Source organism: Runella sp. R0.1_18, assembly GCF_057652155.1.
Genome location: NZ_JBYFCK010000029.1, coordinates 1 through 23,960, shown reverse-complemented (window position 1 = coordinate 23,960; position 23,960 = coordinate 1). Strand labels below are relative to the sequence as shown.

Below are 23,960 nucleotides of genomic sequence, written 5' to 3'. Positions count from 1 at the left end.
GTTATTACAATTCGTTGCCCTTTCTATTGCCTTTTACCCATACAGCTATGATAAGAAATTATTTCACGATTGCATTCCGCAACCTGCTCAAAAACAAGGTTTATTCGTTTATTAATATCATGGGGTTGGCCCTTGGTATGGCTTGCAGCCTGATGATTATGCTTTGGGTGCAAGATGAAATACACATGGATGGTTTTCACGCCAACGGCGCTCGCCTCTATCGCGTGATGGAAAACCAATATTATTCAGGAAAAATAGAGACTTATCCTTCTACGCCAGGGATTTTGGCTGAAAACATCACCAAAGACATCCCCGAAATAGAAATGGCAAGCCAGTTTTTGTGGGAAGAACAGCCGCTATTTTCCGTAGGAAATACCTTTGACAAGGAAAAAGGACGTTACGTTCAAGGCGATTTTTTGCGTTTGTTTAGTTTTCCCCTAGAAAAAGGCGACGCTAAAACAGCCCTCAAACGTCCTGATGGCGTGGTGATTTCAAAAAAATTAGCTCAAAAGTATTTTCCTAACCAAGACCCCATTGGCAAAATCATCAAGGTGGACAACAAAGATGCGGTAATGGTAACGGGAGTACTCAAAGAAATTCCCAAAAATAGCTCAATACAATTTGACTTTTTGATGAGCTATGACCGCTGGCAAAAAACCAACGCATGGTCGAAAGAGTGGGGGAATAACGGCCCGCGTTGCTACGTGTTATTGGCCAAAAATGCGTCTTTGGAGAAAGTAAACGCCAAAATCAAAGGCTACATCAAAACGAAAAATAAAGACAGCAACGTCGAATTGTTTTTACAATCATACCCCGAATCGTACTTGTATTCAAAATGGGATTCGGGAAAGCAAGACGGTGGGCGCATCGAATACGTGCGGATTTTCTCGATTGTTGCCATCGTTATTTTGCTCATTGCCTGCATCAATTTTATGAATTTGGCGACGGCACGCTCCGTCAAACGTGCCAAAGAAGTAGGCGTTCGGAAAGTAATTGGTGCTATTAAGGGTGTTTTGGTGGGACAGTTTATGGGAGAAGCCATCCTGATTACGTCGTTGTCGCTGCTGATTTCGATTGTGTTGGTCTTTTTGTTATTGCCAACATTCAACCTTCTTACCGAAAAAGAACTGACGCTCAACTTCACCGACCCGCGCATTCTAGCCACTTTGTTGGGCTTGACCGTGTTCACGGGCTTAGTAGCGGGTAGTTACCCTGCGCTTTTTATGTCTTCGCTCAACCCCGTAGTGGTGCTCAAAGGTTCATTGAAGTTTAAACCGAGCGCTACTTATTTCCGTAAAGGCTTGGTGGTGTTTCAGTTTGCGTTGTCGATTATGCTCATTGTGGGCATGGTGATTGTACATGAACAATTGGATTATCTTCAAACCAAAAATTCGGGATACGACCGCGAAAACCTGGTGTATATGCCGTTAGAGGGCGACTTACAGACCAATTTCTCTTCGTTCAAACAAGAACTTCAACGTCAGCCAGGCATTAAGCACGTTACGCTCTCGCAGGCCAATCCGTTGGAAGTCGGCTCATCGACCCAAGGGGTGACGTGGCCTGGTAAAGATACAACGCAGCTATTGTTGTTTGCCCAAAATGCCATTTCGTACGATTACATCCAAACCATGGGCATTCAGCTGGTAGGCGGACGTGATTTTGGCGAGCAATACGGCATGGATACGACCAACTACATCATCAACGAAGCAAGTGCCAAAAAAATGGGGTATAAAGACCCCGTTGGCAAAGAAATGACCATGTGGGGACGCAAGGGAACCATCGTGGGCTTGATGAAAGATTTTCACTACAACTCGTTACACTCTACCATCGAACCCTTGATCTTACGCTTACAACCCAAAACCGAAAATTGGGGGGTAGTGATTGTGAGGGCAGAGGCTGGTAAAACCAAGGATGCGTTGGCGAACCTTGAAAAAACATTCAAGAAGTTTAATCCGAGTTTCCCGTTTAAGTACTCGTTTACCGACCAAGAATACGCCAAACAATACAAAAGCGAAGAGGTGGTCAATCAACTGTCGAATTTCTTTGCCTTTTTGGCCATTTTTATTTCGTGTTTAGGGCTGTTTGGGTTGGCTGCTTTTACTGCCGAACAACGTACCAAAGAAATCGGCGTGCGAAAAGTGCTCGGCGCCAGCGTGACCAACTTGGTAGGTATGCTGTCGGCGGAGTTTATCAAATTGGTGTTGGTAGCTACTTTCATTGCCTTTCCTATTGCCTGGTATTTCTTAAAAGGTTGGCTCGAAAAATACGCCTATCGCATCGAAATCGAATGGTGGTATTTTGCCTTGGCGGCCATTGTGGCGGTTTTTATTGCCCTGCTCACCGTGAGTTCTCAGGCCATTCGTGCCGCTTTGATGAATCCTGTAAAATCATTGAAAACCGATTAACCTTTTTTGCTATGAAAGCTTTATCAATTGTAGGGTTATTGTTTGTGAGTTCAATGGCCCTGGCCCAACAACACCGCTCTATCAGTAGCAGTATTGATGACAATGGTCAAACGATGTCAATACGGGTCAAAGGAACAATAGACGGTCGGGCGATTCAGTATGACCGTACCTTCGACGTCGCTCATTTGAGCAAAACCGAACGCAAAGAATTGCGTGATCATGTGCTGGATTCGTTGGGAATTCAATCCCCTACGCCTCCTGTACCTCCCACACCGCCGACTCCTCCCACTCCACCTACACCACCCGTACCCCCAACTCCTCCGACCCCACCCACTCCGCCAACGCCCCCAAGTGGAGTCGAGTTTTCAGATGGGTTCCACGGAAGTGGCCATACCATTCCTAAACCATTGAAAGATGGGTTTGAAAAAGAGGTAAAATATAACTCGGAAACGGGCGAGCTTTTTATGCGTTACCGTTTTAATAAAGACGGTGAAGAAGTGATTTATGAGCGAACAATCAATGCCGCTGATAAATCGGAAAAAGAACGCAAAAACATCATTGAAAAAATAGAACAAGAATTGGGCTTGAAAAAATAGCCTTGGGTGTTTGAAGAAGGCTCAACCTTTGTTTTTGAGGTTGAGCCTTTTTTGGAAGTATTAATTCTACAAAAGTTGAAGTAATACGGCTCCCTCCTTTTGGAATAATAATATTCAACTATGAAACGAACGTATTTAGGCGAGTTTGAAGAAGTGGTACTCTTGACCGTAGCTATTCTTGGTGAAGGAGCCTACGGGATAGCAATCACCGACGAGTTAGACCGACAAACGGGACGAAATGTGAGCATTAGTGCGGTACATGCGGCTTTGCATCGGCTTGAAGAAAAAGGAATGCTATCGTCGAAAATGGGGGATGCAACCGCCGAACGTGGTGGGCGCCGTAAGCGCCTGTTTAGTGTGACTGTGCTGGGGAGTAAAACCTTACAGGAAGTGCGCGAACAACGAAACCGTTTGTGGGATGCCATTTCACCCCAGACGTTACCTGCATTGGGAATCTAACCTGATAATTTATGCAAAACCATCCACCCCGTTGGGCCGACCGCCTGCTCGAATTCTTTTGCGCGCCTCACCTTTTGGAAGAAGTGCAGGGTGACTTACATGAGCGTTATCAGCGACAATTAGCCTTGTTTGGGGCGAAAATCGCTCGCCGTCAGTATGTATGGAATGTGTTGAGTTTTATCCGACCATTTGCCTTAAAACGTAAATCAACTTCGTATTCAATCCCTTTTATATACAGCCCAATTATGATACTCAATTATTTAAAAATCGCTTTTCGGAATCTTGTTCGCCACAAGATGTTCAGTTCGCTCAATATTCTCGGTCTGACCGTCGGGACGGTGTGCTGTTTGTATATTTTGCTGTACGTCAAAGACCAGTTTGGCTACGATAATCACCACAAAGACGCCGAGAACATTTACCGACTTCAAACAAACATTTTACACAACGGTGGCGATGATCCGATGTTCAACAGCGGAACGAGTTCGCCCATCATCTCGCCTACCATGAAAAAGGATTTTCCCGAAGTGGTGGAATATACGCGGGTGCTCAATTTTTTTACCGCAAAAAATAACCTTTTGGGGGTAGAAGGGAAAACCGAAACGTTTATTGACGACAAAGGCTTTTTGGTGGACTCTACGTTTTTCAATGTCTTCACATACCAATTTGTAGAAGGTGCACCAGAACACTCATTGGATGCACCTTATACCGTGGTGCTTTCAAAGACGATTGCTGAAAAGCTTTTTGGCCAAGAAAAAGCCATCAACAAACGCATCAAAGTGGGTAACAATCTCAATACTACTACCCTCACCGTGACAGGTGTGTATGACGATAGTTTTGGCAAATCGCACCTTCGTCCCAGCTTTTTGGTAAGTCTAAACAGCGGTGGGCTTGGGGAGTTTGCCCGAAATAACACCGAATGGGGCGGTAATAACTTTATTTATTCGTACGTAAAGCTCAAACCCAACGTCAGCGCCGAAAGCGTTAACGCCAAAATGCCTGCGCTTTTGCAGCGATATGGTGGAAAAAGACTTGCAGAATTGGGGATGAAAAAGACCGTTGTTCTGCAAAAAATGACGGATATTCACCTCTATTCCAAAGGAATCACCAATCAAGCGGGTAAGGTCTCAGACATTTCCTTTTTGTATATTTTATTGACCATCGCTGCTTTTATTCAACTGATTGCCTGCATCAATTTTGTTAATCTTACCACGGCACGTTCGGTGCGCCGCGCCAAAGAAGTAGGTGTTAGAAAAGCCGTCGGTGCCTTTAGGTCGGTGTTGATTGGCCAGTTTTTGGGCGAGTCGATGCTGATTGCTTTTATCTCTATTTTCTTGGCTTTGCCAATTGTTAAGCTTCTTTTGCCGTTTCTAAACTCGCTTACCGACAGTACGTTAGCACTTAATATTACCCAAAACCTTGATATTTTATTCATAACGGTGCTGGTAGCGTTGGCGACGGGTTTGTTAGCGGGCATTTACCCTGCCATTTATTTATCAAGTTTTAAACCCGTAAGTGTGTTGAAAGGAACGTTTAAGTTCAATCCCGCTTCGGTCGTTCTTCGCAAAGGCTTGGTGGTGTTTCAGTTTTCGATTGCCATTGTGCTCATTATCGGCGTGTTGGTGATTTCGAAGCAGTTGGATTTTATGCAAAACAAAGATTTGGGTTTTGACAAAAAACAGAAAGTGGTGCTGTCTTTGTCCAACGAAAATGCTCAAAAGCACTTTACGGCGCTGAAAAATGAATTATTGACCCAACATCAGATTAAAAATATTGGAGGAGTACGGTATTATCCTTCGCAGCAGTTTTTGCAGGATATGTTGGTTTTCAAATCGGGGGGCACAATGGACAAAGGCGTTTTAATCAAAAACAACGTCGTTGACGAAGGCTTTTTCAAAACCCTTGGTATCAAGCTCATTGCAGGGAGAAACTTCACGCCAGCTGATACCAATAACCAAGTGATTTTGAGCGAGAAAAGTGTAAAAGACTTGAACTTGACGGTGGAGACGGCCGTGGGTACGCAGGTATTTACGGGGACGAGAGAGAATATCGAAGCTTACAACGTCATTGGGGTACATAAAGCGTACATCAACAATTCGCTCAAAGACGAAATGACACCCGTGATGACGCATTATAGTGCGCAACCTGAGTACATGGTGCTTGATGTGCAAGCCGAGAACTATGAAAGCCTGTTTGCCAACGTAGAAAAAATCTGGAAAAAACTCATCCCGACCGTACCGTTACAATATTCGTTTCTGGACGAAGACATTCAGAAGCAGTATTCAGAGGAAAAAACGCTCCGTAAAATTATCAATTCGTTTACGCTGATTGCCATTCTTCTCAGTTGTTTGGGGTTGTTTGGGCTGGCCATGTTTACCGCCGAGCAGCGTACCAAAGAAATCGGCGTTCGGAAAGTGCTGGGTGCCAGTGTGGTCAGTATCACGACGTTGCTTTCCAAAGAGTTTCTAAAACCCGTTTTGATTGCGCTCATCATCGCCTCTCCGCTGTCGTATTATGCCATGAATAAATGGCTCGAAGGTTTCGTGTATCGCACCGAAGTGGGTTGGGAGAGTTTTGCCGTTGCGGGCATTGCGATTGTGACTATTTCCTTGTTTACGGTTAGCTATCAGACCTTAAAAGCAGCGTTGGTAAATCCTGTGACTACGTTGAAATCGGAATAAATTATATGCACAACCATCCGCCTCGCTGGGCTGAACGCCTGCTCGAATTTTTCTGCGCGCCTCACCTGCTGGAAGAGGTACAGGGAGATCTGCATGAGCGTTTTCAGCGCCAGGTTGGGCTATTCGGGGTAAAAATAGCGCGCCGTCAGTATGTGCTGAACGTCCTGAGTTTTATCCGTCCGTTTGCTTTGAAACGTAAACCATCACCCTATCCATTCACTTTTTCATACAGCCCTTCTATGTTACGTAATTATTTAAAAGTCGCCTTTCGAAACCTCACCAAAAACGCGGGGTATTCGGCCATCAATATTGGCGGATTGGCTGTCGGTATGGCCGTGGCCATGATGATTGGCCTGTGGATTTACGATGAATTGTCGTACGATAAGTACCACCAACACTACAACCGCCTTGCGCAGGTGATGCAGAAACAGACCTTCAACGGCAGCAAAATAACTGGAAGTGCTATCCCAATGCCATTGGAGCCAGAGTTGCGTGCAAAGTACGGTACTGATTTTAAGCATTTGGCCATGGCTACTTGGCAAGGAGACCGTATTCTGACGTATGGCGAAACCAAGATTACGCGCTCGGGCAACTACATGGATGTGGATATGCCCAGAATGCTTTCGTTGAAAATGCTTAAAGGAAATCATGAAGGATTGAAAGAATTGAATTCGGTGCTTTTGTCGGCTTCAACGGCCAAGTCTCTTTTTGGAACCGCTGAGCCGATGGGCAAACTGATGCGGATTGATAACAAGTTGGACGTCAAAGTCACGGGAGTGTATGAAGATTTGCCGCATAATAGCCAATTCCGCGACCTCACGTTTATTGCCCCGTGGAAACTCTACGTTTCTTCGCAAAAATGGGTACAACGTGCGCTCGACGAAGGGCAGTGGGGCAATAATTCGTTTCAGTTGTTTGCCCAAATTACCGACTACGCTGATATGGACAAGCTAAGTGCCAAAATCAAAAATGCGAAGTTGGACAAAGTTGACAAGGAGGAAAAGAAATTTAAGGCGGAGATTTTTCTGCACCCGATGAGCGATTGGCATTTACGCTCTAATTGGGAAGAAGGGGTACAAACGGGTGGTTTTATTCAGTATGTGTGGTTGTTTGCCATTGTTGGGCTGTTTGTGTTGCTGCTGGCCTGTATCAATTTTATGAACCTAAGCACCGCCCGCTCCGAAAAACGGGCCAAAGAAGTAGGGATTCGTAAAGCAGTAGGGTCGATTCGCGCGCAGCTAATCAATCAATTTTTCAGCGAATCGTTTTTGGTGGTAATTTTTGCCTTTCTAGGAGCGGTGCTGCTGACGTTGGCTGTTTTGCCGTTGTTCAACGAAATTACTGATAAAAAAATGGTCTTCCCGTGGGCTGAACCTATATTTTGGCTGGTAAGCGTAGGTTTTATTGTTCTCACGGGGGTGTTGGCAGGAAGTTATCCCGCGCTGTATTTGTCGTCGTTTCAACCCGTGAAAGTACTCAAAGGTACTTTTAGGGCTGGCCGCTTTGCCTCGGTGCCGCGTCAGGTGTTGGTGGTAGTGCAATTTACGGTGTCTATCACGCTGATTATCGGAACGTTGATTGTCTATCGTCAGATTCAACATACCAAAAACCGCCCCATGGGTTACGACAACAACGGCCTGATTATGATGCAAATGATGTCTCCCGATTTTTATGGAAAGTTTGATTTGCTTCGTACGGAGCTGAAAAACAAAGAAGCGATTGTAGAAATGGCCGAATCATCAAGTCCACTGACGGGGGTTTGGTCAAACAACGGCGGGTTTGAGTGGAAAGGCAAAGATCCGAGCCTCCAAGCAGAGTTTGCGACGATTTGGGTCACGCACGATTTTGGTAAAACAGTAGGCTGGAAATTCAAAGAAGGCCGTGATTTCTCTCGGAGTTTCTCCACCGATACGGCAGCGATTGTCATCAACGAAGCCGCTGTGAAATTTATGGGGTTGAAAAACCCATTGGGAACGGTTGTTCAATGGGGACAAGGAAAAGACGCTGGGCATTTTACCATCGTGGGAATTATCAAAGACATGCTCATGGAGTCGCCGTATGAACCAGTGAAGCAAACCATTTATTTTATGAACTATGAAAACGTGAATTGGATGACGATGAAACTCAATCCAGCGCGTAGCGCCTCCGAGTCGGTGGCGATGATTGAAGCCACGTTCAAAAAATACCTTCCCGCCGCTCCGTTCGATTATAAATTTGCCGACCAAGAGTTTGGTAAAAAATTCCAATCGGAAGAACGTATTGGTAAACTTGCCGCCATTTTTGCTTTGTTGGCCGTTTTTATCTCGTGTTTAGGGTTGTTTGGATTGGCGTCGTTTGTGGCGGAGCAGCGCACCAAAGAAATTGGCGTTCGCAAAGTGCTTGGCGCTTCGGTACTTAACCTGTGGGGAATGCTTTCCAAAGACTTTGTTGTATTGGTGATTATTTCGTGCCTGATTGCCATTCCGATTGCCTATTATTTCTTGAGTGACTGGCTGCAAGATTATAAATACCATACCGAAATTTCGTGGTGGATTTTTGTGATGGCTACGCTAGGAGCGTTGGCTATTACTCTGTTGACGGTTAGTTATCAGTCAATTAGTGCCGCGATGGCGAATCCTATAAAATCGTTGAAATCGGAATAAATTTATTGTCGCGTAGAGACGTTGCATTGCGGTGGAGACGTTGCATTGCAACGTCTCCACATCATTATCACAACAATATGATACGAAATCATCTAAAAATTGCCTTGCGGAATCTTTGGAAAAACCGCCTTTTTACGGGTATTAACTTACTCGGAATGTCTATCGGCATGGCTTGCGTAGTGGTGCTGGTATTGTTTGCCCAAAAAAGCCTCACTTTTGATGCTTTTCACGAAAAATCTGACCGCCTTTTTTATGTTCAAACGGAATCGGAAGGTAAAACCCGTACCAACACGGTCTATCCTATTTTGGGACAATTACTAAAAGATTATCCCGAAATCGAAACAGGAACCCACGTTCAGTCGTGGTATTGGCCGTGGATGCACCACGCCACCAAAGACGTGCAGCCGCGCTCGCTGTTTGTTGATTCGACTTTCTTTGATGTTTTTAGCTTCTCGCTCAAATACGGAAATCCTGCTACTGCCCTGCGCGACAGGAATTCGCTGGTGATTGGTGAAAAAACGGCTTTACATCTTTTTGGGGAGGGAAATCCCGTCGGGAAAACGATTGTGCTTGATGATACACTCCCCATGAAAGTGTCAGGCGTATTGGCCGAACTACCTGCTAATTCGTCACAGCAATTTGAAGCGTTGCTACCGATAGCGATTTTGGAGCAGCAACCTTCGTTTAAGGAAAGTGCCGATTGGTACAATACGTTTGCCAATGTGTTTGTGGTACTCAAAAAAGGGGCAAACAAAGCGGCTTTAGAAGCGAAGCTACCGACCTTGGTCAAAACCCATTTTTCGCCCGATTCCCAAAAACAAACCTTACACCTAAGTGCTTTTACCCACTACATTCATGACCAAAATCCAACGTTTAAAAACTTGATTTATGGCGCGGTGGGTATCGCCGTTTTTCTATTGCTCATTATCAGTATTAACCTCATTAACCTCAACATGGCGTCGGCGTTGCCTCGGGTCAAAGAAGTGGCCGTGCGACAAGTGGTAGGAGCGAGTAGGGGCATTGTGTTGCGGCAGTTTTGGACTGAATCGGGCATTGTAATGCTGCTTTCGTTGCTATTGGCGAGTGCGTTTGCGGTGTACTATTTGATTCCGTCGTTCAATGAGTTGCGTAAACAAAACATGCAATTACACGTCTCTTGGACGGACTATCCGACGGTTTTAACCATTGTAGGAATTACGTTGTTGGTGACGTTCATTGCTGGTACGTACCCCGCGCGTTATTTGATGAGCCTCAACACCACTGATGCCGTCAAAGGAAAGCTATCGGCCGACCCTCGCCAAGGACGTTTGCGCCAAAACAGCCTCATTGTCCTTCAATTTGTGTTGGCGGTGGTGCTTATTGTCGGAACAATTGGGCTTCGTCAGCAGGTGAGTTTTATGAAAAGTGCCGACCTTGGTTTTGACCGAAAAAATGTATTGGTGTTCCAAACCGATTTGTCGTATAAGAATGAAACCACGGCGGTGTCAGAAGGGCGCGTGATTTTGGACCAATTACGCCAAAATCCCAATGTGCTTTCATTTACAACTTCGGAGGTGGTACCGATGCGCTATTGGCAAAACTTCAATAGCTATTATCCCGAAGGAAATGACGCCAAGAAAATTGGCCTTCGGCACGTAAGTGGGGGAGAAAAGTATTTTGAAACCCTCAAAATCCCGATGATTGAAGGGCGCGGCTTTCGCGACAACTCGGCCGACTCGGCCAATAACGCAGTGGTCATCAATGAAGCTGCCATGAAAGCATTTGGGTGGCGCACGGCCGTGGGTAAACGTATTCGTCAAAACAACAACGAAGCGGTTTATACGGTGATTGGGGTGACGAAAGATTTTCACTATCAAAGCCTCAAAGACGAAGTGGAGCCGTTGCTGCATTGGTACGGTGGAAAACAACAACTTTCAAGCTACCTGACGGTGCGCTTGACCGACGAAGCAAAAGGCAAAGAACTCGTGAGCCAACTCGAAGCACGTTTTAAAAAGATTCCTGCCCGACGCGGTTTAGACCATTTTTACCTCGATGAGGAAGTAAATAAAGTCTATGAATCAATTAGTAACATTTTGCAGATGACGGGTTTTGTTACGTTGATTGCCATTTTGACGGCCTGTGCAGGGATTTTTGGGTTGATTTCGTTGGTGGCCAAACAACGTACCAAGGAAATCGGTATCCGAAAAACATTAGGAGCGAGTGTTGCTAACATCACAGCCTTGCTTTCGGCTGATTTTATGAAATTGGTCGTTATTGCCTTGTTGATTGCGTTGCCTATCTCGTATTGGTTGGGGAAGAAATTGCTTGATTCCTTTGCCTACCGAGTCGATGTGCAGTGGTGGTATTTGGGGCTGGCTTCGTTTTTTGCCTTGGCCATTGCCCTTTTCTCGGTTATTTTTCAGGCCATTCGTGCGGCATTGGCCAACCCTGTAAAATCGTTGAAATCGGAATAAGTTCATTGTCCACCGTAGGACACTATTTGTCCGTAAACGGACAGATTAATTCACAAAAAATGCCTTTAGATGCGTCTGAAGGCATTTTTTGTGTCTTGGCAAACTATTTGTACGATAAAATATAAACTAATCATAATACCCATGCGTCGAACCTATTTAGGCGAATTTGAGGAAGTCGTTTTGCTGATGGTAGCCATTCTCGATGGAGAAGCGTATGGCGTCACGGTCAGTCAGGCGTTGGAAGAGCACACAGGGCGGGTGGTGACGTTTGGGACGGTTCATAATACACTCATTCGATTGGAAGAAAAAGGTTTTGTTAGCTCTGAACTCGGCGGTGCTACCAACGAACGTGGCGGGCGGCGTAAGCGCCTTTTTCACGTAACTGCTTTGGGGAATCGTGCTTTGCAAGAAATCCAACAACTGCGCCAACAACTTTGGCAACTCCTCCCACCGACTAAATTGCAATTGAACAGCCTATGAAAACCAACGAACTTCACCCGCCACAGTGGGCTAGTCGCGTGTTGAGGTGGTTTCATCCCGAAGATACCCTCGAAGAAGTGGAAGGTGATTTGGATGAATTATACGCTTACTGGTATAAGCGAGCAGGAAAACGCCAAGCAACGTGGCGGTATCTGCTCAATGTTGTATCGGTATTACCACCTTTTGTACGTCGTCGTCAACGAAAACAATCCCATAACAACCCTTTTTTAATTCAGCCATCTATGTTACGCAATTATTTCAAAATCGCCTTTCGTACCTTGGCACACAACAAGGTGTATTCAGTGATCAATGTCATTGGGTTGAGTATTGGCTTGGCAGCAGCCATGCTGATTATGCTCTATACCAAAGACGAGGTCAGTTTTGATCAGTTTCATTCCAACAACCCCCACATCTATCGCATTACGAGCAAACAGTTTACGCCTGCGGGGGTTTTTCAATCGTACAATACCCATACGGGGTACTTACAAGGGCCAAAGTTTGCAGCGGGTGTTCCCGAAATTAAATCATTTGTGCGTTATAAAAGCGACCGAAACGACATCAAAACAGGAACAGAGATCAAAAGTTTTGAATCTTTTTGGGCTGATAGTAGCTTCTTTTCCGTTTTTTCCTTTCCGCTTGTAAGTGGTAATCCCGCCACGGCCTTGAGGGAACCGAAGTCAGTGGTGCTTTCGGAAGAAATGGCCGAAAAACAGTTTGGAACGACCAATGCCTTGGGAAAAATCCTCTTTGTACGAAGTTCTTATGGGGATTCAAAAGAATTTGAACCTTATACCGTAACAGGAATTGCCAAAAAATGCCCGCAAAACTCTTCGATTAAGTTTGACTTCCTTTTTCCCTATGTGGTAAGCAAAGAAGAGATGGCCAATGAAAGCAATTGGTTTAATTTCTTCCAAAATACCTTTGTGGTGCTTCAACCTAATGCTGACCTGAAAAAAGTAGCGGCCACGATGAATCGCGTTTTTCAAAAAGATGCCAAACAAGCGATGGAAGAAGAAGTAAAGCGGTTTGGGCCTCAGAGCAAAATGGAATACATGTTGCAAGCATTTACCGACATGCACCTAAACAAAGACCAGCCTGCTCAAAATGGCTTGGTGGACGGCAGTAATCCGATGTTTTCGTACATCCTCTCGGGGATTGCGCTGTTTATTTTGCTCATTGCGTGCATCAACTTCGTGAACTTAACCGTGGCACGCTCCCTCAAACGAGCCAAAGAAATTGGCGTTCGTAAAGTTGTCGGTGGGGGGCGTGGACAATTGATGATGCAGTTTTTGGGTGAGTCGTTTATTCTGTGCTTTTTGGCGTTTGGATTTGCCTTGTTGTTGGTACAAATGGTGCTACCGACTTTCAATGAGCTTGCTAATAAAGCATTGGCATTTTCGTATTTGTTTGATGCTAAATTGATTGCAGGGTATTTAGCTTTGTTTGCTGCTACTGGGCTATTGGCGGGCTTTTATCCTGCGTTGGTCTTGTCTAATTATAATCCCGTTCAAACCCTTTACAGCCGATTCAATCTTTCGGGTAAAAATTACCTTCAAAAAGGCTTGGTGGTCTTGCAGTTTGCGTTGGCTTCGTTTTTAATCATTGCTACGCTTACGATTTATTCTCAGTTCAACTATTTGACCAGCAAAGACTTAGGGTATAACGACAAGGGTGTTGTCATGGTGAGTAAATCAAGCTTGAGTCGCAATGAAGCAAAGGTGTTGAAAGATGAGCTATTGAAAAATCAGAATATACTAGATGTCGCTCCCAAAAATGGCGGAAACTGGTACACCATTGCCAAAGTAAACGACCAAACGGAGATAAATTTTGCCTACGAAACGGTCGATGCTACGTACTTTCCGTTGTTACAAATCCCGATTATTAAAGGGCGAAACTTTTCGGTGGAGTTTAACTCTGATTCTACGTCGTCGATATTGGTTAATGAGACCTTTGTAAAGAAAGCAGGTTGGACAAACCCGTTGGGCCAAATCGTGGACTTTTGGTACAATGAAGGCGAAAAATACAAGGTGATTGGGGTAATTAAAGATTTTCATTTTGAATCACTTAGCTCCGAAATAAAGCCGCAGCTGTTTACGATGAAGCCAGGGAATCAGTACGGAAAAGTGTTTATCAAAATCAAAGAAGGAAGCGAAACGGCAAGCCTGAGCCATCTTGCCAAAACGTACAAAAAACTCTTTCCGACAAATCCGTACGAGTACAAATTTATGGACGAAGAAAACGAAAAACGCTACGAATCAGAAGCCAAATGGAAGCAAATCATGCTCTTTGGGGCGATTTTGACGATATTTATTTCGTGCATTGGCTTGTTTGGACTGGCGACCCTTTCGGCCGAACGCCGTACCAAAGAAATCGGTATCCGCAAAGTATTGGGCGCGTCGGTAGCAAGTATCACGACGCTACTTTCGGCTGATTTTCTAAAACTGGTTAGTTTATCGTTCGTTTTTGCCTTTCCTGTAGCCTATTATGCCATCAAACAGTGGCTCGAAAATTATCCTTACCGCATCGACATTAGCGTTTGGACGTTTGTAATTGCGGCGGCATTGTCGATTCTAATCGCTTTTTTCACCGTTAGTTTTCAATCCATCAAAGCTGCTTTAGGCAATCCTGTGAAATCGTTGAAAGCAGAGTAGGGGGATGTGAAATTTGTAATCGTGAGAGCTTCCAAGGCTGACCGTGGAAGCTCTCACGATTATCGAAAAACGGATTTTAAGTTAACCTCAACCCCCGTTATTGGGTCTTTGAGGGTATCATTAGAGGACAAAATATGTAACTCGCCATCGGGAAGAAGAAGGTGCGCAGTCCTAAATAAAGGCACAATAATCCATACGATTTGAACACCCGCGGGGAAATATTGTTTAAAGGCTTTGTCTGTTAGCTCATTGAGAGCTTGCTTGGGTGAAAGAATCTCAATGGCAACGATAGGAGGTTGGGTAAAAAAAACGGTATCGTTATACCAATCAATAGGTAAATTATGGTAGATACAAATGTCGGGTTTACATTTTCCTGTTGATAGTTCGAGCTCAAGCTCAGGAAAAGTATCAAATTCATCATCGTATTTATCGAGCGCAACGCACAAACGATTGATAATTCGCGAATGATTTAAGGACATAATGTCTTCTGTTTGATATTGCTCAATAAAATCAATAGATTCCGCTTCCATAACAATTTGATTTTTTACCAAATATACAGAATTAACGAAATTTATTTCGACTCCTTCCAAGTTTTCCAGTTTTGGAAGGGCTTACACAAACACTTAACATTTTTTAACGGTCGTCAGTGCAAGGTTGTGAGTATCTTCGACATAAAATAACGCTACTGCCATTTTATGCTCAAAAATCACCTCACCATTGCGCTCCGCAACCTCCGTCATTATCAGACGTACACTACGCTTAACGTCTTGGGAATCACCGTCGGAATGTCGGGAGGAATCCTGATTTTTCTCTTTATTTCGTACCACCTCAGTACCGATCGTCATCACCAAAAATTCGACCGTATTTTTCGGATTGTGGTAGATTTGCACTTAGAGGACGGCTCCGTAGAAACTTACCCCGAGGCACCACTTCCTATGGCGAAGGCGCTACGAGAAGGTTTTTCTCAGGTAGAGCAAGCTGCTTCGTTGAAGACGCTACGTGAGCTGACCGTAAGTCTTCCCAGCTCTAAAAACGGGAGTTCTCAACGTTTTTTAGAACAAAATACGGGTGCGCTCATCGAATCAGAATGGTTTGATGTTTTTGATTATCAATGGCTTAAAGGAAACCTTAAGACGTCTCTTCGCGAACCAAATACGGTGGTACTTACCGAATCTTGGGCAAAAAAATACTTCGGTAACGAAGAGCCAATCGGTAAAGTGCTGGACTTGAATCACTTGACAAAAGTAAAAGTAACTGGTGTTTTGGCTGACCCACCGCGCACTACCAATAACGATGTGCAGTTGTTTATTTCGATGGGCACGTTCTCGCATCTACTCCCCGACCAAAACCTGAACGATTGGTGGGCACTCAACTCCACCGACCGCGTTTATCTTACGCTCAAAAACCCAAGTTCGGCGGCTCAGGTGGCAGCGGCCTTCCCTGCGCTTGCTCAAAAACACTATGGTAATGATGCCTCGGTTTTTCAGTTTCATATTCAACCATTGTCGGAGGTGCATTTCGATGTAAAACGAACGGGTGGGGCATTGATTCAGCGCTCGTTGTTGTGGTCGCTAGGGTGGATTGGCGCGTTTTTGATTCTAATTGCCTGCCTCAATTTTATCAACTTAGTCACGGCGCAGTCGTTGAGTCGGGCCAAAGAAATTGGTATCCGCAAAACGTTAGGAAGTAGCAAATGGCAAGTAATGCGCCAATTTTTGCTGGAAACTGCGCTGATTGTGACAACGGCGGCGGTCGGGGCTGTGCTTTTAGTAGTGCTTATTTTACCTTTTGTTAATCAATGGTTAGGATTGAATTTGTCATTTACCTTCAATGCCCAAGCGACGCTATTTTTGACGGTACTTTTGGTAGTCATCATCGGACTGGCGGGTGGGTATCCCGCGTTTATGATGTCGGGCTTTAGCCCTTGGCACGCATTAAAAGGGAAAGGGGGGCTGCCGAAAAGGGGAGGTTTTTCCCTACGGCAGTCGATGATTGTGGTGCAATTTGCCATTTGTCAAGCCTTACTTATTGGTACAATGGTCGTAACGAGGCAAATGAAGTACGTGGAGCAGTCGAATTTGGGTTTTAAAAAAGATAACGTATTGGTTATCAACCTGCCCGATCCTTCCCCAACGGCCCTCACAGCGTTTAAAAACGGATTGCTTCAATACCCCGAAATACAGTCGGTAAGTGCGGCGTATCGACCACCTTCAGCTTCGGTAATGAACGGTGGCTCGTTCAAATTTGACAATCGTGCTCAATGGGAAGTTTTCCCAATACGAGAACGACTGGGAGACGCCGATTATCTCAAAACCTATGGGCTGGAATTGGTAGCAGGAAGGAACGTCTTGGCGTCGGATACCATTCGGGAGTACGTAGTCAACGAAGCGTTGCTCAAAAAACTAAACATCAAACACCCTAACGACATTTTAGGTCATAACATAGAAACCTACCTGTCGCCCGTAGCTGCGCCCGTGGTGGGAGTGGTCAAAGATTTTCATTTACGCTCATTACGTGAGCAAATTGAGCCTTGCGTGATTTCCACCCAAACTGCTCGTTATCGAAAAGTAGGCGTACGGGTTGCGGCAGTTTCTCCCTCCAAAACCCTTGATCACGTTCGGCAAACGTGGCAAAAAATCTATCCGAATGAGGTGTTTAGCTACGAATACCTTGATGAACAGTTGGCAAAATTTTACGAAACCGAACAATTGACGGTTCGGTTGGCGAGTGTTTTTTCGGTAGTTGCCATTCTCATTGGATGTTTGGGATTGTACGGGCTCGTTTTGTTGGTCGTGGCTCGGCGCACCAAAGAAATTGGCGTTCGGAAAGTACTCGGTGCCTCGGTCGCAAGCATTGTAAGGCTCCTTTCTATCGACTTCTTAAAACCTATTTTGGTAGCTATTGTACTGGCTACGCCTGCGGCTTGGTACCTCATGAATCAGTGGTTGGCCGATTTTGCCTATCGCATCGAAATGGACTGGCTCATCCCGACCTTGGCAGCACTCTTAACGGTGGTAATTGCGTTCTTTACCCTCAGTTTTCGTAGTACTAAAGCCGCCTTGTCCGACCCAGTAGAAGCACTGAAAGTAGAGTAGAAAAAGGTAGGGGGGTAAATATGCAAGGGGCAAACCGAAAAACGCTAAATCCAAAACACTAAACTGACTGTCCGAAGGCGTACTAAAATTTGTCCGCTTTTGGACAGTTTGCGACGAATAAAAAGGCTGTCTCAAAAGCTTAGTATCACCAAATTATATTCGGTACTTATTCAACCTCACCCCTTAAATCCCCCTCTCCTTGCTGGAGATGGGGACTTTTAAAGCCCTTCTCATGGAAGGAGAAGGGCTGGGATGAGGTTGAAACCAAAGAATATTTTATAACCTGTTACTTTTGAGATAGCTTTTTCTATGATTGGCAAGGTATTTTACATACGGAAATAGATGAAATAAAAATTACTCATGCGAAGAAGTGATTTAGGAGAATTTGAAGAGGTGGTACTCTTGACCGTAGCGGTTCTTGCCCCCCATGCCTACTCGGTGTCTATTGCCGAAGAATTGGAACAAGAAACGGGACAAACCGTCAGCACTGGAGCGGTTCATGCCGCTTTGCAGCGGCTCGAACAAAAAGGCTACGTGACTTCGCTTTTGGGCGAAGCTACTGCTGAACGCGGCGGGCGGCGTAAACGCTTATTTACCGTGACAGCCCTGGGTGGAAGAGTCCTAAACGACGTACGCCAAGTCCGAAACCGGCTTTGGGAGCGCATTGTGCCGCAAGTGACTTTAAAATGGAGCTAATTCTTTGGCCACAATGAAAACACTAAAAAATAAAAGCCCTTTTCCGAGGCTCGATGAGTTCCTGCATCGCTTGGTGGCTCCGCACCTTCGGGAAGAAATCATGGGTGATTTGCACGAACGGTATCAACGCCGTACGCAGCGTTTGGGAGAAACAAACGCCCGCCAACGCTATTGGCGCGATGCCCTGACGTACGTTCGATGGTCAAACATCAAACGGAAGCCCAATCCGTATCCAACAACCTATTTATACAGCCCTACTATGTTACGCAACTATTTCAAAATCGCTTTTCGTAACCTGTTGAAACACAAAGGTTACTCCTTTATCAATGTTTTTGGACTCGCTACGGGCATGGCCGTGGCGATGCTGATTGGCCTGTGGGTTTGGGACGAACTGTCGTTCAATAAAAACCACAAAAACTACGACCGAATCGCTCAAGTATGGCAGTTTGTGAATTTTGACGGGACGATTTCTTCGTACAACTCTGTCCCCATTCCAATGGCGGAGGAATTGCGCAGCAAGTACCCTGATTTTCAGGCGACCAGCCTTTCCACTTATACCCGCGACGTGATTCTGGCGGCAGGTGATAAAAAATTAACCAAAAGTGGTAATTATGTACAGCCAGCTTTTGTCGATATGATGTCTTTCAAGATGTTGGCGGGTAGTGCCGACGGATTGAAAGACATCCATACTATTTTCCTTTCTGAGTCGGTGGCAAAAGCATTTTTTGGTACCGAAAATCCGCTGAATAAAATCATTAGGATGGGCAACAAAACTGACGTGAAAGTGACAGGAGTGTATGAAGATTTGCCGTATAACAGTGCCTTTCGCGACGTACTCTTTCTGGCACCTTGGGAGTTGTTTGTGGCCAACGATGCTTATGTCAAAAGAGCGTTGGACGAATGGGACGAGAATTCCTTTCAAGTATTTGCGCAATTGAAAGAAGGACCAAGTGCGGAGGCGGTTTCGGCCAAAATCAAGGATATTCGCATGAAACGCAAAGACCCGCCAGGCTACAAACCTGCCTTTTTCTTACATCCGATGGAGCAATGGCATCTATACACTGACTTTAAAGACGGGAAAAATGCGGGTGGCATTGTTTACTTTGTCTGGCTTTTTGGCGCCATTGGGGTGTTTGTTTTGCTATTGGCCTGCATCAATTTTATGAACCTAAGCACTGCCCGTTCCGAAAAACGAGCCAAAGAGGTGGGCATTCGTAAGTCGGTTGGTTCGGTACGTGGACAATTGATTTTTCAATTTTTGAGTGAGTCGTTTGTCATTACCCTCATTGCATTTGTGTTGGCATTGCTTTTTGCCCAGCTTGCTCTTCCTTTTTTCAATGAAATCGCAGATAAACGAGTTTCTATTTTATGGGCGAACCCTTGGTTTTGGCTGTTTGGGTTAGGTTTTAGCTTACTTACGGGGTTGATTGCGGGCAGTTATCCAGCGCTTTATCTATCTTCCTTTCAGCCGATTAAGGTATTGAAAGGCTCTTTCAAAGCATCGAGATTTGCTTCCCTTCCTCGCAAAGTATTGGTGGTTTTTCAGTTTACGGTTTCAGTTACTTTAATCATTGGCATCATCACTGTTTTTCGGCAGATTCAACACGCCAAAGACCGCCCTTCGGGTTATGAGCGTAGTAGTTTGGTAGAAATCAACATGAACACGCCCGAACTCTACGCACATTATGAAGCCTTGCGGAATGATTTGCTTAATACGGGTGCAGTAGTCGAATTTGCGGAGTCGGGTGGTTCTATTACAAGTCAGTATGGCGGAACCACCAATATTTCTTGGAAAGGAAAAACGCCGAATACCCAACCTTTGTTTATGGCGAACCAAGTTACCCATGATTTTGGCAAAACGGTAGGTTGGAAAGTGATAGAGGGCCGTGATTTTTCAAGAAAGTTCTCCACGGATTCTTCGGCTATGATCATCAACGAAGCGGCATTGAAGCTAATGGGCTTCAAAAACCCCATCGGCGAAATCGTCCAAAGTGGTAAGGAATATAAAGTAATCGGAGTCATTAAAAACATGATTCGACAATCGCCTTTTGAGCCTGTTAACGCTGCTTTTTATACCATTAATTACAACGCAGTCAACACGATTAGCTTCAAACTTGCCCCTCAATTGGGGACAAGCAAGGCACTTGACAAAGTGGCTGACGTATTTAAAAAATACAACCCCGAAGCGCCGTTTGAGTATAGTTTTGTGGATGAAGTCTATGGTCGGAAGTTCAGCGACGAAGAGCGAATTGGTAAATTAGCGGCCTTCTTTGCCCTTTTAGCGATCCTAATTTCGTGTTTAGGGTTGTTTGGGTTAGCCTCGTTTATTGCCGAGCAACGTATCAAAGAAATCGGCATCCGAAAAGTATTGGGGGCTAGTGTGGCTGGGCTTTGGCAAATGCTTTCCAAAGATTTTGCCTTACTGGTGTTGATTGCTTGCTTCATCTCGGCGCCAATTTCCTACTATTTGCTCAACGATTGGCTACAGCATTACGAGTACCGTACCGAATTATCTTGGTGGGTATTTGTGGCGGCAGGTTTGGGGGCTATCGCAATTGCCTTGCTGACGGTCAGTTACCAAGCCATCAGGGCTGCGCTGATGAACCCTATAAAATCATTGAAGACGGAATAGAATATGAAATATCAACCGCCTGCTTGGATTGACAAATGGCTTAGTCGCCTGCTCGCACCACATTTGCGAGAGGAAGTGATGGGCGATTTGAATGAGCGTTATCAACGCCGTAGCCAACGTTTGGGGGAAACGAACGCCCGTCAACGCTACTGGCGCGATGCCCTGACGTATGTTCGATGGTCAAACATCAAACGGAAACCTAATCCGTATCCAACAACCTATTTATACAGCCCAACAATGTTACGCAATTACCTAAAAATCGCATTTCGTACCCTTACCCGTCACAAATTGTACACGGCCCTCAATGTGGCTGGCCTGACTTTCGGAATCACTTGTTTTCTGATTATCGGCTTGTATTTGTTTGATGAATTAACTTTTGACCAACAGCACCGCAATGCGTCGCGCATTTACCGAGTGCTCGAACACAAAAAAACGAAAACCGATGACCTTACGGTGGCAGCCGTAAGTTATAAATTAGCCGAAGAATCAAAGAAAAGTATTCCAGAAATCGAAACAACGGCGCGCATGACCAGTTTTGGGCGCGATAATCTGTCGAATCCTGAAACCAAAAACAAGGTTCACTTGACCATCAACTTGGCCGATGAAAATTTTATGAAGGTATTTGATTTTGAGTTGATTTCGGGGGAAAAACAAACGGCGCTCAAAGAGCCTAATTCAATTATAATTGTGGAAGATATTGCCAAAAAGCTGTTTAATAGCACTGATGTTGTTGGCAAAGCCCTTCGATTTGATTTTACGGAAAAGCCCTTTAAAATCACGGCCGTCATTAAAAATCATCCGAGTAATTCAAGTTTCGATTTTGAGTCTTTATTATCCGAAAGTACTTTCAACGACGATGCCGAGTTTCAGCAATCGAATGCGTCTGACTGGTCATCGCACGATTATACGGTGTATGCTTTGCTGAAAGAAAATACCGAGCCGCAAGCCGTGGGTACTAAAATGAATGCCTTGGTGGCAGCCAATTATAAACCTGAAGTAGGGACAATGACCGATTATTCGTTGCAGCCCCTTACCGAGATGCGCTTGCATTCTGACCATATTGCCAGAGGTTCTACCAGCTTAGGTTCGGGAAAAGGCAGTATTTTATACATCAAGATTTTTGGAGCAGTAGCGCTGTTTGTCCTGCTGATAGCCTGTATCAATTATATGAATCTGACGACCGCGCGCGCTTCCAATCGTTCTAAAGAAATTGGCGTTCGCAAGGCCAACGGTGCTTTTCGCAGCCATTTGATTAACCAGTTTTTGTTAGAGTCGTTGCTCGTAACGTTACTTTCCTTCGCATTGTCGATTGGGCTTGTCAATCTTCTTTTGCCGTCTTTCAATGCTTTTACGGAAAAACAGCTTTCGCTCGGCTTCCATTCCGATTACCGTATTTGGCTATACACGATTGTCGCGGTGGTGCTAACGGGTTTGATTTCGGGGAGTTATCCAGCATTTTTGCTATCACGTTTCAGCCCGCTTGCACTTTTGAAATCACTCAAGCTACAAAATAAAGGTGATTTGTCGCTGCGCAAAGGATTGGTGGTTTTTCAGTTTACAATTTCTGTCGTAATGATTATTGGAACAATTGTCTTGTTCCGACAAATCCAATACGTCAGTAACAAAGATTTAGGGTTTACAAAAGAATTGCTGTTGGTGGTGGATATAAATTCGGGTGATGTCCGAAAAAATGCCCAAACCATCAAGAACGAAATCAGTAAGATTGCGACGGTGAAAAATACCTCGGTGATGTCGCGGGTGCCAGGGGAATGGAAAAATATTCCAACCGTTAAGATTCGCCCAGAAGGAGATAACGACGAACATAAAATTTCGTATTTGTTGGGAGTGGATGAAGATTTTGCCACTACGTTTGAAGTAAAGGTCGTGAACGGGCGCAATTTCATGGGGGCAAACGATTCCACTTCGATTATTTTAAATGAGACTGCTGCCAAGATGTTAAACATAAAAGAAGCCGTGGGGCAATTGGTAGAAATCCCCGAACGCTCGATGGGAGGAAGCTACAGTCTTCTTAATTCAAGAGAGACCTTTCGCGCGCGCGTAATAGGTATAGTAAAGGACTTCCATTTTCAGTCGCTGCGCGAAAAAATAGCGCCTATGGTTTTGGCGTATCAAAACAACCCCGTGCATTCGATTGACTACTTCACGTCAAGAGTTACGGGGAATGATATTCCGACGACTTTGGCCAAGATCAATGACGCCTTGACAAAAATTGACCCTGCGCATTTATTGGAGTATCATTTTTTGGACGAACAATTGGCGCGCTTCTATGCCGATGACCACCGCCGCGAAACCATGCTGATTTGGGCAGCCCTTGCTACTATTTTTATCGCTTGCTTAGGGCTGTTTGGTTTGGCTACCTATACCGCCGAGCAACGAATCAAGGAAATTGGGGTCCGAAAGGTGCTTGGAGCAAGTGTCGTTAATCTCACAGCATTACTTTCCAAAGACTTTTTAAAGTTGGTATTAATTGCAAACGGTATTGCATTTCCTCTAGCGTGGTGGGCTACGGGGCTGTGGTTGCAAGAATTTGCGTACCATATTACAATAGAATGGTGGATTTTCTTGGTAGCAGGAGGGTCAGCAATATTTATTGCACTACTTACAATCAGCTATCAGGCTATAAAAGCAGCCTTAGCAGACCCAGTTAAGAGCTTAAAAACAGAATAAACAGAATAAAAGGAAAACGGGGCAGATTAAAATGAAAATATCTGCCCCATTTATAAACCTTATCCAAGAATAACTTGCAAATTTCTGAGAAGGCAAAAAATGGCTTTTAGCCCTAAAATCAAGAAAAGAAGGTAGAGCGAGCACGTTTTGCGGTATTTTGGTGAAGAGCTGGGGTTTTTTTTGTAGATACAATGAATTGGTTGATAGGCAATTGTGAATTATTTTGAAAAATAGTTGTGTAAATATTTGGAAAGTGCTGATAAAAGTGGGACTTTTGCAACCCCAAACAACGAGGGCGGGGTTTAAAGTCCAAATAAAATTTTGAAAAGTAAAAAAAATCAAAAATAAATTTGGATATTAAAATAAAAAGTGAGACTTTTGCAACCCGAAAGAAATGAAGGGGAGCTAATAAAGGAGAAGAGATTTTGAAGGTTGAAAAAAAAGTTCAAAATTTTTTTGGAAATTAGAAAAGAAAGTCAGACCTT

The 23,960-nt window shown here is 44.6% G+C and carries 13 protein-coding genes; 12 read left to right on the top strand and 1 reads right to left on the bottom strand.

The window, feature by feature from the left end:
* The first annotated feature begins 47 nt into the window (after nucleotides 1-47).
* The 8 genes from AC23P2_RS28390 (at nucleotide 48) to AC23P2_RS28355 (ending at nucleotide 14,364) form a co-directional block, all read left to right on the top strand.
* Nucleotides 48-2,405 (top strand): ABC transporter permease, encoded by a 2,358-nt coding sequence (locus tag AC23P2_RS28390; protein ID WP_487776332.1) that lies wholly within the window; start codon nucleotides 48-50, stop codon nucleotides 2,403-2,405.
* A gap of 11 nt (nucleotides 2,406-2,416) precedes the next feature.
* Complete coding sequence (locus AC23P2_RS28385) at nucleotides 2,417-3,001, top strand: hypothetical protein (protein WP_487776331.1); 585 nt, start codon at nucleotides 2,417-2,419, stop codon at nucleotides 2,999-3,001.
* A gap of 120 nt (nucleotides 3,002-3,121) precedes the next feature.
* Nucleotides 3,122-3,460 (top strand): PadR family transcriptional regulator, encoded by a 339-nt coding sequence (locus AC23P2_RS28380; protein WP_472492524.1) that lies wholly within the window; start codon nucleotides 3,122-3,124, stop codon nucleotides 3,458-3,460.
* Between the two features lie 11 nt (nucleotides 3,461-3,471).
* Nucleotides 3,472-6,138, top strand: a complete 2,667-nt coding sequence (locus AC23P2_RS28375) for an ABC transporter permease (protein ID WP_487776330.1) — start codon at nucleotides 3,472-3,474, stop codon at nucleotides 6,136-6,138.
* Nucleotides 6,139-6,143: 5 nt separating this feature from the next.
* Complete coding sequence (locus AC23P2_RS28370; RefSeq protein ID WP_487776329.1) at nucleotides 6,144-8,780, top strand: ABC transporter permease; 2,637 nt, start codon at nucleotides 6,144-6,146, stop codon at nucleotides 8,778-8,780.
* Between the two features lie 77 nt (nucleotides 8,781-8,857).
* Nucleotides 8,858-11,233, top strand: coding sequence for an ABC transporter permease (locus AC23P2_RS28365; RefSeq protein WP_487776328.1), 2,376 nt, complete (start codon nucleotides 8,858-8,860; stop codon nucleotides 11,231-11,233).
* A 141-nt stretch (nucleotides 11,234-11,374) separates the two neighbouring features.
* Complete coding sequence (locus AC23P2_RS28360) at nucleotides 11,375-11,713, top strand: PadR family transcriptional regulator (RefSeq protein ID WP_028664150.1); 339 nt, start codon at nucleotides 11,375-11,377, stop codon at nucleotides 11,711-11,713.
* Nucleotides 11,710-14,364, top strand: a complete 2,655-nt coding sequence (locus tag AC23P2_RS28355; protein WP_487776327.1) for an ABC transporter permease — start codon at nucleotides 11,710-11,712, stop codon at nucleotides 14,362-14,364. Before AC23P2_RS28360 ends, AC23P2_RS28355 begins: the two co-directional genes overlap by 4 nt.
* Before the next feature lie 59 nt (nucleotides 14,365-14,423).
* On the opposite strand, the gene AC23P2_RS28350 is transcribed toward AC23P2_RS28355, so the two are convergent.
* The gene (locus tag AC23P2_RS28350; RefSeq protein ID WP_487776326.1) at nucleotides 14,424-14,894 is read right to left on the bottom strand and encodes a Uma2 family endonuclease; all 471 of its coding nucleotides are present in this window, start codon (nucleotides 14,892-14,894) and stop codon (nucleotides 14,424-14,426) included.
* 165 nt (nucleotides 14,895-15,059) lie between these two features.
* Between AC23P2_RS28350 and AC23P2_RS28345 the strand changes: the two genes are divergently transcribed.
* The 4 genes from AC23P2_RS28345 to AC23P2_RS28330 all read left to right on the top strand — a co-directional run bounded on the left by AC23P2_RS28345 (nucleotide 15,060) and on the right by AC23P2_RS28330 (nucleotide 23,475).
* The gene (locus AC23P2_RS28345) at nucleotides 15,060-17,459 is read left to right on the top strand and encodes an ABC transporter permease (RefSeq protein WP_487776325.1); all 2,400 of its coding nucleotides are present in this window, start codon (nucleotides 15,060-15,062) and stop codon (nucleotides 17,457-17,459) included.
* A 360-nt stretch (nucleotides 17,460-17,819) separates the two neighbouring features.
* Nucleotides 17,820-18,155: a PadR family transcriptional regulator gene (locus AC23P2_RS28340; RefSeq protein ID WP_028523021.1), complete on the top strand. Its 336-nt coding sequence runs from the start codon at nucleotides 17,820-17,822 to the stop codon at nucleotides 18,153-18,155.
* A gap of 13 nt (nucleotides 18,156-18,168) precedes the next feature.
* Nucleotides 18,169-20,787, top strand: a complete 2,619-nt coding sequence (locus tag AC23P2_RS28335) for an ABC transporter permease (RefSeq protein WP_487776324.1) — start codon at nucleotides 18,169-18,171, stop codon at nucleotides 20,785-20,787.
* Between the two features lie 3 nt (nucleotides 20,788-20,790).
* Nucleotides 20,791-23,475 (top strand): ABC transporter permease, encoded by a 2,685-nt coding sequence (locus tag AC23P2_RS28330; protein WP_487776323.1) that lies wholly within the window; start codon nucleotides 20,791-20,793, stop codon nucleotides 23,473-23,475.
* Nucleotides 23,476-23,960 lie beyond the last annotated feature (485 nt).

Bases quoted from the DNA above. Each gene is read 5' to 3' on its own strand.
- AC23P2_RS28390 (WP_487776332.1), top strand. From the start codon at position 48: ATGATAAGAAATTATTTCACGATTGCATTCCGCAACCTGCTCAAAAAC.
- AC23P2_RS28385 (WP_487776331.1), top strand. From the start codon at position 2,417: ATGAAAGCTTTATCAATTGTAGGGTTATTGTTTGTGAGTTCAATGGCC.
- AC23P2_RS28380 (WP_472492524.1), top strand. From the start codon at position 3,122: ATGAAACGAACGTATTTAGGCGAGTTTGAAGAAGTGGTACTCTTGACC.
- AC23P2_RS28375 (WP_487776330.1), top strand. From the start codon at position 3,472: ATGCAAAACCATCCACCCCGTTGGGCCGACCGCCTGCTCGAATTCTTT.
- AC23P2_RS28370 (WP_487776329.1), top strand. From the start codon at position 6,144: ATGCACAACCATCCGCCTCGCTGGGCTGAACGCCTGCTCGAATTTTTC.
- AC23P2_RS28365 (WP_487776328.1), top strand. From the start codon at position 8,858: ATGATACGAAATCATCTAAAAATTGCCTTGCGGAATCTTTGGAAAAAC.
- AC23P2_RS28360 (WP_028664150.1), top strand. From the start codon at position 11,375: ATGCGTCGAACCTATTTAGGCGAATTTGAGGAAGTCGTTTTGCTGATG.
- AC23P2_RS28355 (WP_487776327.1), top strand. From the start codon at position 11,710: ATGAAAACCAACGAACTTCACCCGCCACAGTGGGCTAGTCGCGTGTTG.
- AC23P2_RS28350 (WP_487776326.1), bottom strand. From the start codon at position 14,894: ATGGAAGCGGAATCTATTGATTTTATTGAGCAATATCAAACAGAAGAC.
- AC23P2_RS28345 (WP_487776325.1), top strand. From the start codon at position 15,060: ATGCTCAAAAATCACCTCACCATTGCGCTCCGCAACCTCCGTCATTAT.
- AC23P2_RS28340 (WP_028523021.1), top strand. From the start codon at position 17,820: ATGCGAAGAAGTGATTTAGGAGAATTTGAAGAGGTGGTACTCTTGACC.
- AC23P2_RS28335 (WP_487776324.1), top strand. From the start codon at position 18,169: ATGAAAACACTAAAAAATAAAAGCCCTTTTCCGAGGCTCGATGAGTTC.
- AC23P2_RS28330 (WP_487776323.1), top strand. From the start codon at position 20,791: ATGAAATATCAACCGCCTGCTTGGATTGACAAATGGCTTAGTCGCCTG.